This is a genomic window from Dactylosporangium sp. CA-233914 (assembly GCF_050942935.1).
GTDB lineage: Bacteria > Actinomycetota > Actinomycetes > Mycobacteriales > Micromonosporaceae > Dactylosporangium.
Genome location: NZ_CP192030.1, coordinates 7,256,660 through 7,274,806, shown reverse-complemented (window position 1 = coordinate 7,274,806; position 18,147 = coordinate 7,256,660). Strand labels below are relative to the sequence as shown.

13 protein-coding genes are annotated in these 18,147 nt (G+C 71.2%); 11 read left to right on the top strand and 2 right to left on the bottom strand.

The window, feature by feature from the left end:
- Position 1: 1 nt before the first annotated feature.
- The 11 genes from ACQPY0_RS32645 (at position 2) to ACQPY0_RS32595 (ending at position 16,525) form a co-directional block, all read left to right on the top strand.
- Positions 2 to 2,197 carry a sigma-70 family RNA polymerase sigma factor gene (locus ACQPY0_RS32645; RefSeq protein WP_432969100.1) on the top strand — a complete coding sequence of 732 codons (2,196 nt, stop codon included), beginning with the start codon at positions 2 to 4 and terminating at the stop codon, positions 2,195 to 2,197.
- A 144-nt stretch (positions 2,198 to 2,341) separates the two neighbouring features.
- The gene (locus ACQPY0_RS32640; RefSeq protein WP_432969097.1) at positions 2,342 to 3,838 is read left to right on the top strand and encodes a pectinesterase family protein; all 1,497 of its coding nucleotides are present in this window, start codon (positions 2,342 to 2,344) and stop codon (positions 3,836 to 3,838) included.
- Positions 3,835 to 5,310, top strand: a complete 1,476-nt coding sequence (locus ACQPY0_RS32635) for an RICIN domain-containing protein (RefSeq protein ID WP_432969094.1) — start codon at positions 3,835 to 3,837, stop codon at positions 5,308 to 5,310. Before ACQPY0_RS32640 ends, ACQPY0_RS32635 begins: the two co-directional genes overlap by 4 nt.
- Before the next feature lie 180 nt (positions 5,311 to 5,490).
- On the top strand, positions 5,491 to 6,618 hold the full coding sequence (locus ACQPY0_RS32630) for a hypothetical protein (protein ID WP_432969091.1): 1,128 nt from the start codon (positions 5,491 to 5,493) through the stop codon (positions 6,616 to 6,618).
- Positions 6,618 to 7,685, top strand: coding sequence for an effector-associated domain 2-containing protein (locus ACQPY0_RS32625; RefSeq protein ID WP_432969088.1), 1,068 nt, complete (start codon positions 6,618 to 6,620; stop codon positions 7,683 to 7,685). The genes ACQPY0_RS32630 and ACQPY0_RS32625 overlap by 1 nt, the downstream gene beginning before the upstream one ends.
- The gene (locus ACQPY0_RS32620; protein ID WP_432969085.1) at positions 7,682 to 9,088 is read left to right on the top strand and encodes an effector-associated domain 2-containing protein; all 1,407 of its coding nucleotides are present in this window, start codon (positions 7,682 to 7,684) and stop codon (positions 9,086 to 9,088) included. The genes ACQPY0_RS32625 and ACQPY0_RS32620 overlap by 4 nt, the downstream gene beginning before the upstream one ends.
- Before the next feature lie 5 nt (positions 9,089 to 9,093).
- Positions 9,094 to 10,095 (top strand): AAA family ATPase, encoded by a 1,002-nt coding sequence (locus tag ACQPY0_RS32615; RefSeq protein ID WP_432969083.1) that lies wholly within the window; start codon positions 9,094 to 9,096, stop codon positions 10,093 to 10,095.
- A 5-nt stretch (positions 10,096 to 10,100) separates the two neighbouring features.
- Positions 10,101 to 12,779: an SAV_2336 N-terminal domain-related protein gene (locus ACQPY0_RS32610; protein ID WP_432969080.1), complete on the top strand. Its 2,679-nt coding sequence runs from the start codon at positions 10,101 to 10,103 to the stop codon at positions 12,777 to 12,779.
- 758 nt (positions 12,780 to 13,537) lie between these two features.
- Positions 13,538 to 14,251, top strand: a complete 714-nt coding sequence (locus ACQPY0_RS32605; RefSeq protein ID WP_432969078.1) for a hypothetical protein — start codon at positions 13,538 to 13,540, stop codon at positions 14,249 to 14,251.
- A complete protein-coding gene (locus ACQPY0_RS32600) occupies positions 14,248 to 15,234 on the top strand; it encodes a hypothetical protein (protein WP_432969075.1) in 987 nt (328 codons plus the stop codon). The genes ACQPY0_RS32605 and ACQPY0_RS32600 overlap by 4 nt, the downstream gene beginning before the upstream one ends.
- A gap of 454 nt (positions 15,235 to 15,688) precedes the next feature.
- Positions 15,689 to 16,525, top strand: a complete 837-nt coding sequence (locus ACQPY0_RS32595) for a hypothetical protein (RefSeq protein WP_432969072.1) — start codon at positions 15,689 to 15,691, stop codon at positions 16,523 to 16,525.
- 58 nt (positions 16,526 to 16,583) lie between these two features.
- Here ACQPY0_RS32595 and ACQPY0_RS32590 read toward each other — a convergent pair whose 3' ends face one another.
- Positions 16,584 to 17,636: a hypothetical protein gene (locus ACQPY0_RS32590; protein ID WP_432969069.1), complete on the bottom strand. Its 1,053-nt coding sequence runs from the start codon at positions 17,634 to 17,636 to the stop codon at positions 16,584 to 16,586.
- Positions 17,637 to 17,809: 173 nt separating this feature from the next.
- Positions 17,810 to 18,124 carry a hypothetical protein gene (locus tag ACQPY0_RS32585; protein WP_432969066.1) on the bottom strand — a complete coding sequence of 105 codons (315 nt, stop codon included), beginning with the start codon at positions 18,122 to 18,124 and terminating at the stop codon, positions 17,810 to 17,812.
- Positions 18,125 to 18,147 lie beyond the last annotated feature (23 nt).

Here is an 18,147-nt window from a genome sequence, read left to right as displayed (position 1 = left end):
GGTGACGCAGGGTGAGGCCGGGCCGGTCCGGGACGTCACCTCGCTCGTGCGGGCCGCGCAGGGTGGGGACGATCGCGCCCTGGACGAGCTGATCGCCGGGCACCTGCCGCTGGTGTACAACGTCATCGGCCGGGCCCTCAACCGCCATGCCGACGTCGACGACCTCGTCCAGGAGACGATGATCCAGGTCGTGCGGGGGCTGCCCGGGCTGCGCGAGCCGGCGCGGTTCCGCTCCTGGGTCGTGGCCATCGCCTACCGTCAGATCCAGATGCACCGCCGCGGCGCGACCCGGCGCCAGCCGCCGGCCCGCGAGGTGCCGGAGGAGCTGCCGGACCCGGGCGGCGACTTCGAGGAGCGCAGCCTCACCGGGCTCATGCTCACCGGGCAGCGCCGAGAGCTCGCCGAGGCGACCGGGTGGCTCGAGGACGCCGACCGGCACCTGCTCGCACTGTGGTGGCAGGAGGTGGCCGGGGACCTGACCCGCGTCGAGCTCGCCGCCGCGCTCGGGCTCAAGGCGACCCACGCCGCGGTGCGAGTACAGCGGATGCGCGCCCAGCTCGACGCTGCCCGCGGGCTGGTGCGGGCCCTGCACGCCACCCCGCGCTGCCCCGGCCTCGCGGAGGTGCTCAAGCCGTGGGACGGCGGCCGCGACGCGCTGTGGCGCAAGCGGCTCACCCGGCACGTGCGCGGCTGCCGCCGCTGCTGCGAGCTCGGCCGCGACCTGCTCGCCCCGGAGAAGCTGCTGCCCGGCATCGCCGCGCTGCCGCTGCCGGTGTTCGCGCTTGCGGGCCTCAAGACGGCCGCGTTCAGCACCGGCGGCGCCCACGCCGCGACCGGCGCGCTGGGGAAGACCGGGGTGCTGGCCAACCTGCAGCACCTGGTGCAGAGCAAGGCCGCCGCCGTCGCCGCGGTCGCCGTCGTGGCCGGCGGCGGGATCGCCGTGGCCGTCTACGAGACGCCGCCGGCCGGCGAGGACGGCACGCCGAGGGCCGCCGCACCGCCCGCCACCGGCGGCGCCGTCGCGCCCGACCCGCCCGCCCCGGCCGACTCCGGCGGGCCGTCGATCCAGCCCGGCCCGTCCAGCACCGCCGGGATCGGCCCCGCCTCGGGGGTGGGCCGCGCCGAGTACTTCGTCGCCCCGAACGGCAGCGACTCCGCCGACGGCAGCCTGGAGCACCCGTTCGCCACGCTCACCAAGGCCGCCACCGTGGTCCGGCCGGGCCAGACGATCGCGCTGCGCGGCGGCACCTACCGGCCCACGGCGCCGATCACGGTGGACACCAGCGGGACCGAGGACCAGCGGATCACCCTGAGCTCGTACGGCACCGAGCACCCGATCATCGACGCGAGCCGGATCCCGGCGGACAAGTGGGCGATCACCCAGCACGGCTCCTACTGGACCGTGCAGGGCCTGGAGGTCATGAACTCCCGCAGCCACGCCTACGTGTGCATCTCCTGCCGGCAGAACCGGTTCCTGCGCCTGTCGATGCACGACAACGTCGAGTCGGGCCTGACCCTGCGCGGCGAGAACACGATCGGCAACCAGGTCCTCGACAGCGACTTCTTCAACAACCACAACCCCGCCGACCAGGGCCAGTCCGGCATCGGCATGGCGATCAAGTTCGGCTCCGGCGAGGACAACACCGTCCGCGGCTGCCGCGCCTTCAACAACGCCGACGACGGCTTCGACTTCGGCGACTTCGCCGGCGCCATCGACATCCAGCACAACTGGGCGTTCGGCAACGGCGTGAGCCGGTGGGGCGTGAGCGGCTGGCGCAGCAACGGCAACGGCTTCACCTTCGGCGGCGGCAACCCGCCGGCGAGCGCGAGCCACAGCGTGCGGCACAACGCCGCCTGGGACAACATCCACAACGGCTTCGCCGACGGCGGCAACCCGGCCGAGCTGCGGCTGAGCAACAACACCGCGTTCCGCAACGGCGCCACCGGCTTCGGCCTGCCCGGCAGCCCGGCGACCCTGCGCAGCAACGTCTCGATCGGCAACGACGCGTCGGTGAGCATGGGCGCGGGCGCGCACACCAGCCGCAACACCTGGGACGAGGGCACCTGGACCGCGTCCATGTTCCGCTCCACGGACGCGTCCGCCGCGCAGGGCGCGCGCCGGGCCGACGGCACCCTGCCGGCCACGGACTTCCTGTCCACGGGCAACGGCATGGGCGCCTCCATGTCCGAGGCCTGAAAGTTTCACCGGTATCGCAGCACGAACGGTGAATGTCCCAGCTTCTTGTTATGCGCAGGTCACGGCCGTCATCTACGGAAGTGCTCGGCGCGGCACCTCGTTCTCGAGCCGCGCCTCAGCCCCGCCCCCGAGGAGAGGACGACCATGCCCCAACCACCCGCCGCCGGCAACCGCCGGCGGCTGCGAACCCGCATCGGCACCGCGGCCGCCGTCACGGCCGCGGTGCCCGTCACCGTCCTGGCGGTGACCGTCTGGCCGTCCGAGGCGGCCACGGCACCCGTCGCCGGCGGCGTGTACACCCTCGCCGCCGGCGCGTCCGGCAAGTGCATCGACGTCGCCGGCGCCTCGACGAGCAGCAGCGCGCTGCTGGTCCAGATCGCGTGCGACACCGCGGCGGCGCACATGCAGTGGAAGGCCGTGGCCCGCAACAGCGGCCAGTTCCAGCTGTCCAACGTGGGCAGCGGCAAGTGCGTCGACGTGCCGAGCTCGAACACCACGCCGGGCACCCAGCTGCAGCAGTACAGCTGCGGCGACGCCACGAAGGCCAACCAGCTGTGGACGTTCACCGCGTCCGGCGCGGCCTCGGGCAAGTATCTGGTGAAGTCCGTCGCGACCGGGCTGTGCGTCAGCGACAAGGACGGCTCCACGGCGGGCAACAACCCGATCGTCGAGGAGACGTGCTCGGACATCGCGCGCATGCAGTGGTCGTTCAACTACGTCAGCGGCGCGACCTCGGGCCCGACGACCGGCTCGGGCACCAAGCCGACGGTGGCCTCCGACGGCAGCGGCAGCTACACGACCGTGCAGGCCGCGATCGACGCGGTCCCGGCGAACAACACCACGCGGCGGGTCATCACCATCAAGGCCGGCACCTACCGCGAGATCGTGAAGGTCCCGTCGAACAAGCCCTACGTCACCCTGCAGGGCCTCGGCGCCGGACCGTCCAACGTGGTCATCGTCAACAACCACAACGCCGGTGACTACGGCACGTCGGGCAGCGCCACCGTGTTCGTCGACGGCCACGACTTCATCGCGACCAACCTGACATTCGCCAACGACTTCGACGAGAACCAGCCGAACAACGGCGCCCAGGCGCTCGCGCTGAACCTGACCGCCGACCGCTCGCAGCTGCTCAATGTGCGGCTGCTCGGCGACCAGGACACGTTCTACCTGTCCGACTCCGCGCGAACGCTGGTGCGCAACTCCTACATCGAGGGCACCGTCGACTTCATCTTCGGCGGCGGCACGGCCGTGTTCCAGGGCTGCTCGATCTACGAGAAGCGCACCACCGGCGGCCCGATCACCGCGGCCAGCACCCCGAACACCAAGACCTACGGCTTCCTGTTCCACCAGTCGACGATCACCGGCGCGGCGAGCAACGTGACCCAGCTCGGCCGGCCGTGGCGGCCCGACGCGCAGGTGCTGTACCGCGAGTCGAACCTCAGCAACACCGTCAAGACCACCCAGCCGTGGACCGACATGTCCGGCAACTCGTGGAAGAACGCGCGCTTCCTCGAGTACGGGAACACGGGCGCGGGCGCCGGGACGAACAGCAACCGGCCGCAGCTCAGCGACGCGCAGGCGGCCAACTACACCCCGCAGAAGTACCTTGCCGGCACGGACGGATGGAACCCGTTGTGAACAAACACAGCAAGCTCGCCTTCGCCCTCGCGGCGGCCTCGGTACCGGTGATGGTGCTGACCGTCGCCGTCTGGCCCTCGCAGGCCGCGACGACCCCGGTCGGCAACGGCGTGTACACCCTCGCGGCCGGCGCGTCGGGCAAGTGTGTCGACGTCGTCGGCGGGTCCATGGACAACAGCGCGCTGCTGGTCCAGGTCGCCTGCAGCACGACCACGACCCACATGCAGTGGAAGGTTGTCGCGCAGGCGAACAGTCAATCCAACCTTGCCAACGTCAACAGTGGACGTTGTATCGACGTGCCGAGCGCGTCGAGCACGTCAGGGACGCAGCTGCAGCAGTACGGCTGCGGCGACGGCACGAAGACCAACCAGCTGTGGACGTTCACCGCGTCGAGCGCCGCGTCCGGCAAGTTCCTGGTGAAGTCGGTCGCGACGGGTCTGTGCATCAGCGACAAGGACGGCTCGACGGCGGGGAACAACCCGATCGTCGAGGAGACGTGCTCGGACATCTCCCGGATGCAGTGGTCGTTCAACTACGTCTCGGGCACCACCTCCGGGCCGACCACCGGCGGCGGCACGGGCGGACGGACCTGGTCCAGCACCGCCGACGGGTTCGCCCAGGGGACCACGGGCGGGGCCGGTGGCCCGACCGTCACCGTGAGCACCTACGCGGACCTGCTCAAGTACGCGACCTCCAGCTCGGCCTACGTGGTGCGGGTCAACGCCACGATCACGGTGCCGCAGTACGGATACGAGATCCCGGTGACGTCGAACAAGACCATCATCGGCGTCGGCAGGAACGGCCGGATCAAGAACGGCGGGTTCTTCCTCGGGGCCGGGGTCCACAACGTCATCATCCGGAACCTGACGATCGGGGACACCGCGGTGGCCTCGGACGATCCGGACGACAAGGACTTCGACTACGACGGCATCCAGATGGACACGGCCGACCACGTGTGGATCGACCACAACACGTTCACGAACATCAACGACGGGTACATCGACTCGCGCAAGGACACCAGCTACTTCACGGTGTCGTGGAACGTGCTGGGCAACCACAACAAGACGTTCGGCATCGGCTGGACCGACAACGTCACCGCCCGCGCGACCATCCACCACAACTGGTTCCACGACACGAACCAGCGCAACCCCAGCGCGGACAACCTCGCCTACGCCCACCTGTACGACAACTACCTGCAGAACATCGCCAGCTACGGCAACTACAGCCGGGGCAGCACCAAGATGGTGCTGGAGAACAGCTACTTCGACAACGTCAACAATCCGTACTACCCGGACAGCACCGCCCAGCTGAAGCAGTCCGGCTCGATCGTGGTCAACAGCAGCGGCCGCAGGGAGACGTCGGGCTCGGCGTTCGACCCGCACAGCTTCTACTCGTACACCCTCGACCCGGCGGCCGACGTGCCGAACCTGGTCAAGACCTACGCCGGCCCCCAGTCCAACATCGGCGTGTAACAGGGCGCGCCCGCTCGCGCGCCAGCTCCGCCTGGCGCGCGAGCCGATCGGGTCCGTCGAGGCGCCCCGCTGGTCCACGCGCGGTTCGGCCACTGGTGGGACAAGCTCCCGGAAGGCGTCACGAAGGCGACGTTCGGTGGATCGATGCACTGCAGCGGGTAAGGTAGCGTGTCCCGCGTTATGACCAGCCTCGTGTTCGTGCACGGCACCGGAGTGCGCCGGGCCGCCTTCGACAAGACCCTGGCACTCGTCACCACCGGCGTGCGGGGCCGCGCCCCGGTCGTGCCCTGCTACTGGGGTGAGCCGTTCGGCTCCAGCCTGCGCCTCAAGGGCGCCAGCATCCCCGACGGCCTGCGCCACCGCGGTCCGGGCGAGCCCGACGAGGTCGAGCTGTGGCGCCTGCTGGAGCTCGACCCGCTGCTGGAGCTGCGGCTGCTGGGCACCGCAGCGCCGGTGGAGGCCCCCGTCAACGAGGACTCGCCCGGCCGCCGGCTGCGCCGCGTCGCCGCGCGCGCCCTCGACGACCCGGACCTGCGGGCCGCCGTCGCCGCCGCCGGCCTGACCGAGTTCTTCGCCCCGGCGCTCACCGCCGTGCTGGAGTCGCCGGCCCTCGACGTCGCCGGCGCCGGCCAGGCCCTGGCCGGCGCCGCCGCGCGGGCCGCCGTCGCCGAGACGCTCGCCCGGGCCGACGAGGCCGCCGGGATGCCGGTCCCGGTCGACGGCGCCCACCGCGACGCCGTCGTGGCCGCCCTGCTCACCGCGCTCGGCGCCGACACCCGCGGCATCGGCACGGCCCTGCTGAGCCTCGCCATGCGCCCGGTGGACCGCCGCCGGTTCCTGCTCACCAGCGCCGCGAGCCCCGCCGCCGGGGACATCATGGTGTACCTCGCCCGCGGCGCCGCCATCCGCGAGCACATCGCGTCCGTCGCCGCCGCCCAGGACGACGGCGTGATCCTGCTGGCCCACAGCCTGGGCGGCATCGCCTGCGTCGACCTGCTCGCGACCGCGCCCCCGCCGAACGTCCGCGCCCTGGTCACGGTCGGCTCCCAGGCGCCGTACCTGCACGAGCTCGGCGCCCTGCCGGGCCTCGAACCGGGCGCCGAGCTCCCGGACACGTTCCCGGTCCCGTGGTACAACGTCATGGACCAGCGCGACCTGCTGTCCTTCTACGCCGAGCCGGTCTTCGGCGACCGCGTCCGCGACGTCGAGCTCGACAGCCGCGTCCCGTTCCCGCGCTCGCACAGCGCCTACTTCACCAACGACGGCCTCTACGCGCTCCTCGGCCACATCCTCGACGCGGTCACCTGATGCCGACGGTCCACGCCGTCCTCGTCGCCGTCGAGGCGTACCATGCCGGCCCGGCCCTGCCCCCGCTGAACGGCCCCGCGGCGGACGCGGCGCGCTACCGGACCTGGCTGCGCGCCCACGGCGTGCCCGACGGGTCCGTCACCGTCTTCGCCTCCCCGCTGTCGGACGCCTCCGATCTCGGCCCGCGGGTCCGCCCGGCGCAGCAGCAGCAACTGTACGACTTCATCACCGGCGAACTGCCCACCCTGGACGCCGACCAGCTGATCGTCGTGTGGGGCGGCCACGGCGTCGTCGACCCCGACGGCCGCCGCCGCCTCTTCTACGCCGACGCGACGGCCGACGACAAGCGCAACCTGGACTTCAACGAGCTGGCGAAGTCGCTGACGACGACGTACTACCCGCGCCTGAAACGCCAGCTGCTCATCGTCGACGCCTGCCAGACCGAGGCCCGCTTCATCACCACGCTGCCGCACCAGGCCCTCCCGGCCGGCCCGTCCCTGGCGGTGGACCGGGTCCAGGAGATCCTGTTCGCGGCGGGCCCCGGCCAGGTGGCGATCAACAACTCCCGGCGCGCGACGGGCCTGTTCTCGCAGGAGCTGCTCGGCCTGCTGGGCGCCCCGGCCACCGGGTTCCCGCCGGCGGCGGACCACCTCGCCGAGCGGCTGAGCCGCCGCTTCGCCGAGCTGCGGACCGCCGATGCGACGTCGCAGATTCCGCAGTACCTCTGGCATCGCACCGCCGAGGGGGAAGGTTTGGACATCGCACCGCCGCCCCGCCCGGCCGCACCGCCGTCACTGGCCCCGATCACCGCCGCGATGCAGCAGGTCGACGAGCTGATCAGCGTGCCGCTGCAGCAGCGCCTCATCGCCGGGCTGCCGAGGGAGATCCGCGCCGCCGTGCCGCACACCGGCTTCCCGATCATCGACCTGGTCGCGCTCGTCCGCGCCTGTGCCCGCTTCCCCGGCGGCCGCGCGGCGCTGGTCGAGGTGCTGAGCACCAACCTGCCCGACGACCCGGCCCGCGCCCGCGTCCTCGCGGCCATCGACGAGCACTGGCCGGCGCCGTGAGCGCCCCGATCGTCGAAGCCCTCGTGCGGATCGAGGCGACGGCCAACCGGGAAGTCCGCAGCATGCTGCTGCATCACGTGCAGCGGTTCCTCGCAACCGAGCTGGCCCCGGCCGAGCTGAGCGTCACCCGCTTCAGCGAGCACCGCTTCGACCTCATCGCCATCGTCGACGCCGCCGTCGCGCAGCCCGGCGGGGCGGTGGCGTTGCGTGAGGCGATCCGGTTCCTCTTCGGCTCGCAGGCCTCCGACGCCGCTGCCGCGCTGCACGCGTGCGATGCCGAGGCCGACCGCGAACCGAGCTGTCTGGGGCGCGAGTCCCGCCTGGCCCTGCTCGACGCGCTCGACGGCATCGCGCTGCCGGCCGGCGTCGACGTGCCGCTGCTGTTCAGCCGGGCCACCGAGCCCCTGCCGGTGCAGACGTCCGCCGCCACCCTGACCCAGGCCGTGGTCCGCCTGGAGCGGCGCGCGACGGCCGTGAGCCTGTTCCGGTTCCTCGAACTGGCCGCCGCCCACTCGAGCACGACCGACGCCCGCGACGCCATGCGGACCTGGATCGACAAGAACATCGCGCTGGTCCCGCGGCACCGCCGCCGCGAGATCACCGACCTGCGCGCCGAGCTGACCGGCCGCCTGGTCGACACCGACGCCCGCACGGTGCTGCTCATCCGCGTGGACCCGGTCGAGGACGATCTCTACACCGTCTTCGCCTGGCTGGGCCAGACCGACGGCCCGCCCGGCCCCAACCGCGGCCCGGAGGACGTCCTCACCCTGCCGCAGCTCCAGCGGTGGCTGGCCGGCCTCGTCGCCGGGCTGCGCGACGGCGCCCTCGACCCGGCCCGCGGCCCGCTCATCGAGTTCCTGCTGCCGTCGAGCTGCTTCGACCTGGACGTGGACACGTGGCCGCTGGACGGCACCCGGCTCGGCGCGGTGTACCAGGTCGCCATCCGCCCCATGGACACCTCCGCCGCCCGCGGGGCGTTCGCGATACAGCGCTGGCAGACGCTGGTCGCGAGCGTCAACAGTGCCACGACCGCCCTGGACTGCGCCCGCTGGCTGGACTCGACCGTGCCCCCGCTCGCCGGCCACGCGGCGGCCACGCCGTGGGCCTGGCTCGCCATCACCTGCCCCTCGATGAGCACGAGCGCCGCAGGCGTGGACGCGGTCCTCGACACGGGCGCCCCGGTGGCCGCCTGGCTGCGCGGCGGCGGGGGAGCGGACGACCTGGAGAAGCTGGGCCGCGGCCGGGTCGTGACGGAGCTGCCCCGCACCGTGCGCAAGTGGCGCGAGCTGTCCTGGAAGGCCGGCACCGCCGACCGCCGCCGCGATCTCGTCCTGCTCTGGGACGACCCGACCCGACCGCCGCCGCGGGAGCACCTGGTGAGCGCCCCGCAGGCAGGAAGCTGACGGACATGACCGACTGGCTGGTGTACCGCAACGAGGCCCACCCCCACGACGGCATCGACCGCCTGCCCGCACCCCCGAACTGGCGGACCTTCAGCGGCGGCCCGGCGCTGCCCACACCGCCGGCCGAGCCCGACGAGACCCAGCGCCGTCTGGGCGCCATGACCGGCGGCGAGCCGAACACCACCGCGGTGCAGATGGTCAACGCCGCCCTGTACCTGCGCCGCCCGCTGCTGGTCACCGGCAAACCCGGCGTCGGCAAGTCCGCCCTGGCCTTCAAGGTCGCCCACGAGCTCGGCCTCGGGCCCGTCCTGGTGTGGCCGATCTCCAGCCGCTCGACGCTGCGGGAGGCGCTGTACGAGTACGACCCGATCGGCCGCCTCCGCGACGAGAACCTCCGCCGCGCCGGCGCCGCGGCCGACACGGACATCGGCCGTTATCTGACCCTGGGCCCGCTGGGCACCGCGCTGCTGCCCTACGCCCGCCCGCGGGTCCTGCTCATCGACGAGATCGACAAGAGCGACGTCGACCTGCCCAACGACCTGCTCACCGTGTTCGAGGACGGCCAGTACCCGATCCCGGAGCTGCGCCGCCTCGCCGGCGAGCATCCGCGGGTCGACGTTCAGACCGCCGACGGCGGCACCGCCCCGATCCGCGAAGGCCGCGTCACCTGCCAGGCCTTCCCGTTCATCGTCCTGACGAGCAACGACGAGCGCGAGTTCCCGCCGGCCTTCCTGCGCCGCTGCATCCGCCTGACGATCAACGAACCGGACGCGGCCGAGGTCACCGCGATGATCACCGCCCAGCTGGGGCCGGAGATCGCCGCGGCAGCCCAGGACATGATCGAGGCCTTCGTCACGGGCCGCGACGAGACCGGCACGTACGCGACCGACCAACTGCTGAGCGCGATCTACCTGCGCTACTCCCAGGCCGACGCGGCGGCCGACGAGGCCATGCTGCGCACGGTCCACCACGTCCTGGCCGACCTGAACCACCCCGGTCCGGCCTGACCGCCATGGACGCGCTGGTCCACGCGCTCCGAGCGGCGGCCATGTCGCCGGACGCCGTCGACCTCGCCGAGGCCCTGTGGCTGGCCCAGCACGTCGACCTGCCGACCAGGGCGGTGGCCGCGCAACCGGCGCAGGCCACCACGCCGCCGCCGGCGGACCCGCCGTCGAACCCTGTTCCAGCCCCGAGCCACGCCACCGAGCCGCCGACCGCGCCGGTGTACCCGCGCTCGACCGCTTCGGAGCCCTTCGGTGGCGCGGCGGGCGCGGTGGGCCTGCGCGGCCCGCGAGTCCCGGCCCTGCGCGAGGCCTTGGCCCTGGGCCGGGCGTTGCGCCCCCTGCGGCGCACGGTCCCGTCCCGCCGCTTCGCGGAGGTCGACGAGCAGGCAACGGCGGACCGCGTCGCCCAGGAAGGTTTGTGGGTACCGGTCCTGCGCCCCAGACCCGAACCCGAAGCGGACCTGGTCCTCATCGTCGACTCCTCGGCCTCGATGCGGGTGTGGACCAGAACCACGCAGGAGCTGCTGCTGCTGTTCCAGCGCCTGGCCGCCTTCCGGGCGATCCGGACGTTCACCATCGACGCCGACGGCGACCTCGCCCTGCAACCGCGGATCCACCCCGCCGCCGTGGTCGATCCGACCGGCCACCGCCTGATCGTCCTCGTCACCGACGCCGTGGGCGCGGCCTGGCACGACGGCCGCATGGACGCCCTGCTGCAGCGCTGGGGCGCGACGAACCGCCTGCAGATCATCAGCGTGCTGCCGCGCCGGATGTGGCGCTCCACGGGCCTGCGCACGGCGCCCTCCACCGCCGCCCCGCCGCGCCGCATCCCGGTCCCGGTGGTGGAACTCTCGCTCCCGGCGATGCGCCGCCGAGCCCACGCGTTCGGCGAGGCGCCGGGCGCCGCGATCCTTCTCCCGCCCACGCCGTCGCCGACCCGTCCGGATCCGCAACAGGATCCGGCCGAGCTGATCCGCCGTTTCCTGAGCCTGGCGTCCCCGACCGCCCAGCGCCTCGCCGGTCATCTGGCCGCCGCCCCGTTGACCCTGCCCGCGATGCGCCTGGTCCAGCAGGCCTTCCTGCCCCGGTCGGACACGACCCACCTCGCGGAGGTCTTCGTCAGCGGCCTCCTGGAGCGCCGAGCCGGCACGCCGGCCTTCGGCGAGCCGGACACGATCGAGTTCGAGTTCCGTCCCGGGGTGCGCGAACTCCTGCTGGACCAGGCCGACCGCTTCGACGCGATCGAGGTCCTGAAGACGCTGACCCGCTTCGTGACCGACCGCCTGGGCCACCCCTTCGACTTCCCGGCGATGCTGCTGGACCCCGAACACGCCCCGATCCCCGGCCTGGTCGCCGGCACCCTGCCGCTGGCCCGGCTCACCGCCACGGTGCTGCGCGGCCTCGGCCCGAAGTACGCGATCCTCGCCGACCGCCTGGAATCCGCCGCCCCCCGTACCGGACCTGTGGATGTGACCCCGAGCCTCGGCTATCTGGCCCAGGTCGCCGACCGCACCGGCCGGATGGTCGGCACCTGCTTTCAGGTCGAGCCCGGCATCCTGGCGACGACGTGGCACGTGCTGCGCAGCGCGGGTGCCGACTTCGCCGGTGCTGAGGTTCGGGTGGTGCCTTTCACCCCATCCGCCGAAGCGACCGGCGTGGTGCAGGTGTTCGACGACGAGCTGGATCTCGCGCTGCTCAGATGCGAGCCACCGTTGCCGGCGTCCGTCCCCGCCGAATTCGGTACCGTCGCCGTCGGTCTGCCCGTCTCGACATGGAGTTTCCCGGCGGCAATGTTTCTCACCGGCCGTATCGCGAATTTCGGTTCATCGCCGCGGCGGATCGGCGTGCGGTTGACCCCTGCGTCGCTGCCCGGCACGGCCGGTGCTCCGGTCATGGCGACGCCTGGTGGGGAACTGATCGGAGTCGTGGTGGCTCAGTCGCATGCGACCGCGGGCGGTGAGGCGCTGATCGCGATGGCGGACGACCTGGCGGTGCTGCTGGCGAGGCTGGGCGAGCCGGTTGCGGAACGCCCGGTGGCTGCGCCGTTCACCCGTGTCTCGCAACGGGTGCCATCCGGCGAACCTCCTGGACAGGAATCGCCCTCGCCGCTGTTCTTCGTCAGCTATCCCCGTCTCTCGCCGTTCGAGCGGGGTACCCGTAAATATGTACAGCTGCGGACATTTACGATGCGCCTTTCGGACCATCTCCGTGAGTTGGTCGATGTGCCGCCGGACGTGGAACTCGGCTACCTGGATACCGCAATGCGGGGCGGTGAGTCCTGGAACGCTGAGCTCGCCGAGGCGGTGGGCCGGTGCCAAGTGTTCATCGCGCTGGTGTCGAGGGCATATGTCGACAGCGCGTGGTGCGAGCGTGAATTGGCGGCCTTCGGTCAGCGGAAGGTGACTCCCCGGGACAATGCCAAAGCCTTGCGCGAGGTTCCGATCATTCCGGTCGTCTGGTCACCCCTCGACATGCGCGAAGTGCCGTCACGGATCGGTCGCGTGCAGTTCTTCGACCCCGGCATCCCTCCGGACGCACATCGGAAGAACGGTCTGGCCCGGCTGCTCGAGGACGGCGATCCCATCGCGGACGCGATCCTCTTCCGGCTCGCGCAGCGCGTGCAGCAGATGCTGGCGTCGATGCACGTCGAGCCGCACGTGCTGAAAGACATCACCGACCTGCAGTGACGTCAACGCCGTTGCGTCAAACGTCGAGCGAATCGGCCAAGCGGCTGCGGTACTCAATCGTCGCTGGATTCTACGTGGCGACGTGTTGCGTGGATCTCGGAATCGCCTGGGACGGATGGCGTTACGGCACGGGCGGCGGTACTGGACGTGAAATGGAGGCCGGTAGTCGCGGCCAAAGAAGCAGCTGACGCCCTTCGGCGCCGCCGTGACCGAAATCCCTGTTCGACGTGATGCGCCACCACAACCCGGGCTTTCCGCACTGCCGAGCCCCCGTCCCTGGCCCCGCGCGTGTCGACCGCCCCGCCGCGCAAATGCCGCAACGCAGTCGGCCGGTGCCGCCACGTAGGTGGTGGTTGCTCGGCTGGCCGCTGTCGTAGCCGCAGGCATCGAGCCGCTGCCGCCTCACGTGCCGCCGGGCGCGCCCCACGGGCCGCCATGCCGGGGACGAGTACGCGGGCGGGTGCCGGTGTCCGCGATGCCGCCGCTGTGGCAGCCGCGGATCGCGGCGCAGGTGATCGGGGATCGCAGGCGGGCGCAGGCACGGCAGAACGCATCTGAGGGGTTCGCCGAATTGCTCGTCGTCTTGTTCCTTCCGCGCCAGCCGGCGCCGCGCGGGCGCGCTCGTCGAGCGGGCTCGGCCAGGACCATCAACCGACCGGCGGAGCACGGCATCTTCGGCATGTCACTGCTTCGGCGGCCGCCGATCGGCCGACACGAACTTCGTCGCATTCCTGCGATCCTGGGCGGGGAGGATGCCTGTGTCGAACGTCATCACGTTCCGGAATGCGCACACCGACCTGACGTTCCCGGTTGAGGTCTTCCCCGGCCAGACGATGAGCGACGTCCTGACGGCCAACGGCCTGCTTCCGCCCGGTTGTGGGTTCTATGTCGATGACCGATACGGCGAATGGTCCGAGGACGCGCCGGCGATCGGCCTGGCCGGCATGGTGGTGGCGCTCGCGCCGGAGGAGGGACTGCGGATCAACCCGCCCGACCGTCCGCGCTCGCGCCCCGCTGCGCCGCGCCGACCGGAGCCCGTGAACGCGTATGTCGCCGACGGTCCGGCGTCGGCCGTGGTCACATTCCGCAACGCGCTGACCGACTCTACGCAGACGATCGAGGTGGTCAACGGTCAATCCGTTCGAGACGCCGTCACGAGCAGCGGATTCATCGCCGCGGGCAATGACTTCAGCGTCCGCGACCGCGACGGCGTGGTCGTGGACCACGAACCCGCCGTGTACTACTCGGGACTCATGCTATCGGTCGGGCTGCCCGGCGACGGTGTCGCCGGGGGCGGCGCGGGGATCGTCGTCCGGATCTTCGTCGAGCGGCTTCCCTCGCCCTTCACGTGGGCCTGCCCCGAGTACGACTGCAGCCATGAAGAGACCGGGGACCGCATCCGGCCGTTCCTGCACGAGTGGTGCCCACAGCATCCGGCTCGGCGGCTGATCAGGTCGGCTGGCCGGCCGTGACCGACCTGCTCGGCACGCTCATCGTCGACTCGATCGCGCCCCGCTGGAAGCATTACGCCATCGGGTCCGTCGCCGTCTTCTGGCTCGGCGGCGCCGCCCTGCTCCTGCTCGGCTGGCCGGAGCTGGCCCACCTCGGCGACTGCTCGGGCAGCGCGGCGGCGCTCTGCCGATCCGAGCCGCCTGGCGGCTGGCGGTCGTGGGTCGTCCCGGCGACGCTCATCGTGGTCGTCATCGGCACGGCGTCGCTGCTGCACGCCGCGGCCCAGCCACTGCTCGCGTACTGCAGCGGCGACGACTGGCCCGACCTGGCAGCCGTGCGGGCCTGGGAGCGCCGCCGCCGGTCCGCGCACGCCCGTCGGCGCGCCCGGCTGACGTCGATGTGGGTTGAGCGCGATGAGGCGGAGTGGGGCTGGGAGGCCCGGACCGGCTCGTACGCCAGGTGGCGCCGCTACCCGACCGGGGAGCGCCGGGCCGGCGAGGCGCGCGTGGCCACGACCCGCCCCGGCAACGCGCTCGCGGCCGCTCGGCAGCGGGTGTACGACATTTTTGGTTTGGATCTGGGCATCTGCTGGGGACCGATGCTCGCGGCGATGCCGGAGCTCGGGCGGACGCGCGTGGCGGAGGGCGCCACCGTCGTACAGTTGCGGGTCCAGCAGCACGGCCTCGCGTTGCTGACGCCCGCATGGGTAATCGTGGCTCTCGCCGCGCCGTGGCCATGGCGTACCCGGCTCGCCGTCGCGGCCGCGCTGCTCGTCGTGGCCGTCGTGGCCATCGTCGCTACCCGGCTGCGGATGTGCACGGCGATCGAGGGGTACGCCGACCTCGTGGAGGACGCCGTCCTGGTGCACCGGGGCGCGCTCTACGCCGCAGCGGGTGTCGGCCTGCCCGGTGACAGCGAGCTCGAGCGGCGCGCAGCGGCACGACTCACGGACTGGCTCACCGCGACCAACCCCGCACCGGTCGCGTTTGCGTGGCCGGAGTGATCCCCTTCGCGTGTCGCGAATATGACCGGGCGTATTGCGGTAGGCCTCCCTACCGTCTCCATGGGCCCTCCCGCAGGCCTCAGGGCCGAGTGGCCGGGGACGCGTATGACGTTTTAACTTGATCGCCTTCACTGCGTCCGGCCGCTGGTGCAGCGCCGTTCGACGATGCGTATCACGTGCGGCGTTGCGACATGGACGTCGCAGGATGAATGCCTCCGACGCATGTTGCCGGCCGTCCCCAAGATCCCTGTGCGCCACGGCCTGTCGTTCGAGCGGCGGGATGATGCGGTCGACTCGATAAGGCCTCGACATGCCGGTGCTGGCAAGGCACGCTGCTCGCCGTGAGCTTGGACCTCGTCGTCCTTGCTGTCGGGGCGGCGCAACGGCAGACAACGAATCCTTGTTCGCCGGCACGCTGGTACTTGCGCTTGTGGGTCGAAATGGGGGATGAAGGTTGGGCGGCCTGAGCATCGTCGTGTGCCTTGCGCCGGATTCGTCGGCGAACGTCGTTGCCGCAATCGATAGGGCGATGGCGCCGTTCGAGGCGATGCGGGGCTTTGCCCCGGAGCGGGACCAGCGGGAACGGTGGTCCATCCGGGGTGGCTCCGACGGCTTCGGGTTCCGGGTCCTGGCGGGTATGGAGAACGATCCCCGCCTCATCCACGATCAGCCCCACTGGCGGCTCGGACCCCAGCCCAGCCTGGCCGGCATGTGTGCCGGTGGACCGAGAGGACTGCTCGACCTGGCCGGCCCCGGCGCCGAAGCGGAGATCGCGGCCGGGCAGCTCTGGGACCTATTCCACCAGCTGCGCGGCGAACTGCCGGCGACCCTGCCTCGGGATCATTTCGTGGCACTGCCGGAGAACCAGGTGCCCCACATGCCCGTTGGCCGTGACGCCGAGGGCGAATACTGCCTACTGCCGGACCCTGGCCAGCGGCAAGCGGAGCAGCAGTACGGTGCGCAACCGCTGATCCGACGACTCCACGCTGCGCCGTTCTTCGCTGCGGGCGTGGTCGGCCGGCTCCCGGAGATGCTGCCGTGGTTCGCTCTGCCCCGCGAGGAGTATGTGGCCCGCCGGGCCGAGGAGGCACTGCGGAGATCCGAGCTGCTCACGCTCGACGGCTGGTGGATCGAGCTGAACTATGAACCGGTGCACGGCGCCTGTCATAGCCTCGCCGCCTGTCCGCACCGTGCCGGCCGGAGCGAGCCGTGGACGCGGGCGGAAATGGCAGCCTACTTGGAACACCTGCCCGACGACGTCATCATCGTCCAGCTGCATTGCAAGGTCTGAACGGCCGCCATGCCGGAATCGGCAGCGTCCGGATCCGCTTGATGAGCGTGCGTGTTGGCTAGTTCCAGTTCGTCGCGGTGCATGTCGTGAGCCTGCACTCCTCGCAGAGGTACAGGCTGCGCCAGCCGTGCCCGTACTCGCGGATGTAGTTCTGCACCGTGACCACGTGGAACATCAACCGGTCGCACGAGCGGCAATGTGGGTTCGGATAGAGACCTATCGCAGGGCCGCCAGCCGTCCCGAAGACGCCCGGCGTCAACAGGACGTGACCGTTGCTGTAGACGAGGTCGTCGTCGTACGGCCGGAGCACGACCGCACCTATGCTGCCCTGGTCGTCGTTATCGACGAAATCGTCATCGTCGTTCTCGGGCGGCTCGTCGAACGTAACAACCTCGTCGTACCAAAAGCCGTCCCGATCGACTGCCGCAGTCAACATCCAGCCCACGGAGCCCTTGGGGCTCACCAGGTGCACCCGGCCGGCCGGCCAGTCCGGCATGCCGGGGACCTCGGCGAGGCGCAGCGACAAGTAGTGCCAGACGAGCGCGGTGGCGTCCGGATGGCGAACGATCTGATCCAGCGGCAGTCCGACTGGATGGTCTGCGGTGAGCCGCTCTGCCGGGCCGGACGCCGATCGGAACTCGATGGCCCGCCGGTGCGGTGAGAACCGGTACTGTGCGGGACCGGTCGACGGTGTCCAGACGCCCGAGTCCTCGAATTCTTGCGGGTCCGCGCCATCCCGGACGAGGTCGGCGATCGCGGTGAGTGCGGGCTCGGTTCCGATTGCCGCAAGCGCCGACGCTTCCCGGAATGACCAGCGGTTCCGCAGTCGCCGTTCCAGATGCTCCACACAGCTGGTAGGTGCCCCGTTCAGCAGCACGTACAGGTTGTCGAAGCTAACGTCGAATCCGTCGAGAAACTGGGTGACGACCGCTTCCTGATGCGGCCGGAACCATTCCGGACACACCCCCGCCACGTACGCGAAGTGGTCGCTGAGGTCATTGCGTAGCCGACTGTCCGTGGCCGCTCGGCCGAGAAGGTCAACCAGTGCCGTGACGTCGTCTGCCGTGTCAACCGGGAACGAAGCGGCGCCGGTGTAGGCCTTGATCGGCATGCGCGGACTGTACCAAGACGACCGGTTCGACGGCGCCGACAGCAGCCATGTGGGCGGGCGACAGTACTGCGTACTTGTGCTCCTGCAACGCACTCACCTGTCGAAGAGCGAGCACGTGATCATATGAATGCCACGCCAGGTGCTACCGCAAAAGCAGGAGCTTTTGGCGATTCTCACCAGCGCTCGTAGCGCCGGCTCGGCCAGCTCAGCGGATGGCGCAGATCGTCGAGCACCATCCGCGTGAACTCTGTCTGCCCGGCAATGTCCACACCGGCCCCGCCGCCCCATCGCCCGCCGACGGCGACGAGTGCCATGCTCGACATGAACGCCGTCGCGGCGGCGAAGAACCCGATCGCCAAGGCGGCGACCGCCAGCGGATCGCAGACCGACCCCGGGACGCCGATCGCGCTCAGCAGCCAGGCGAGACCTCGGATTGCCAGCGTCAATAACAGCACCTGAATGGCAGTCAACCAGAGGCGGTACGCCACTGACGCCCGCATCCGGCGGAACC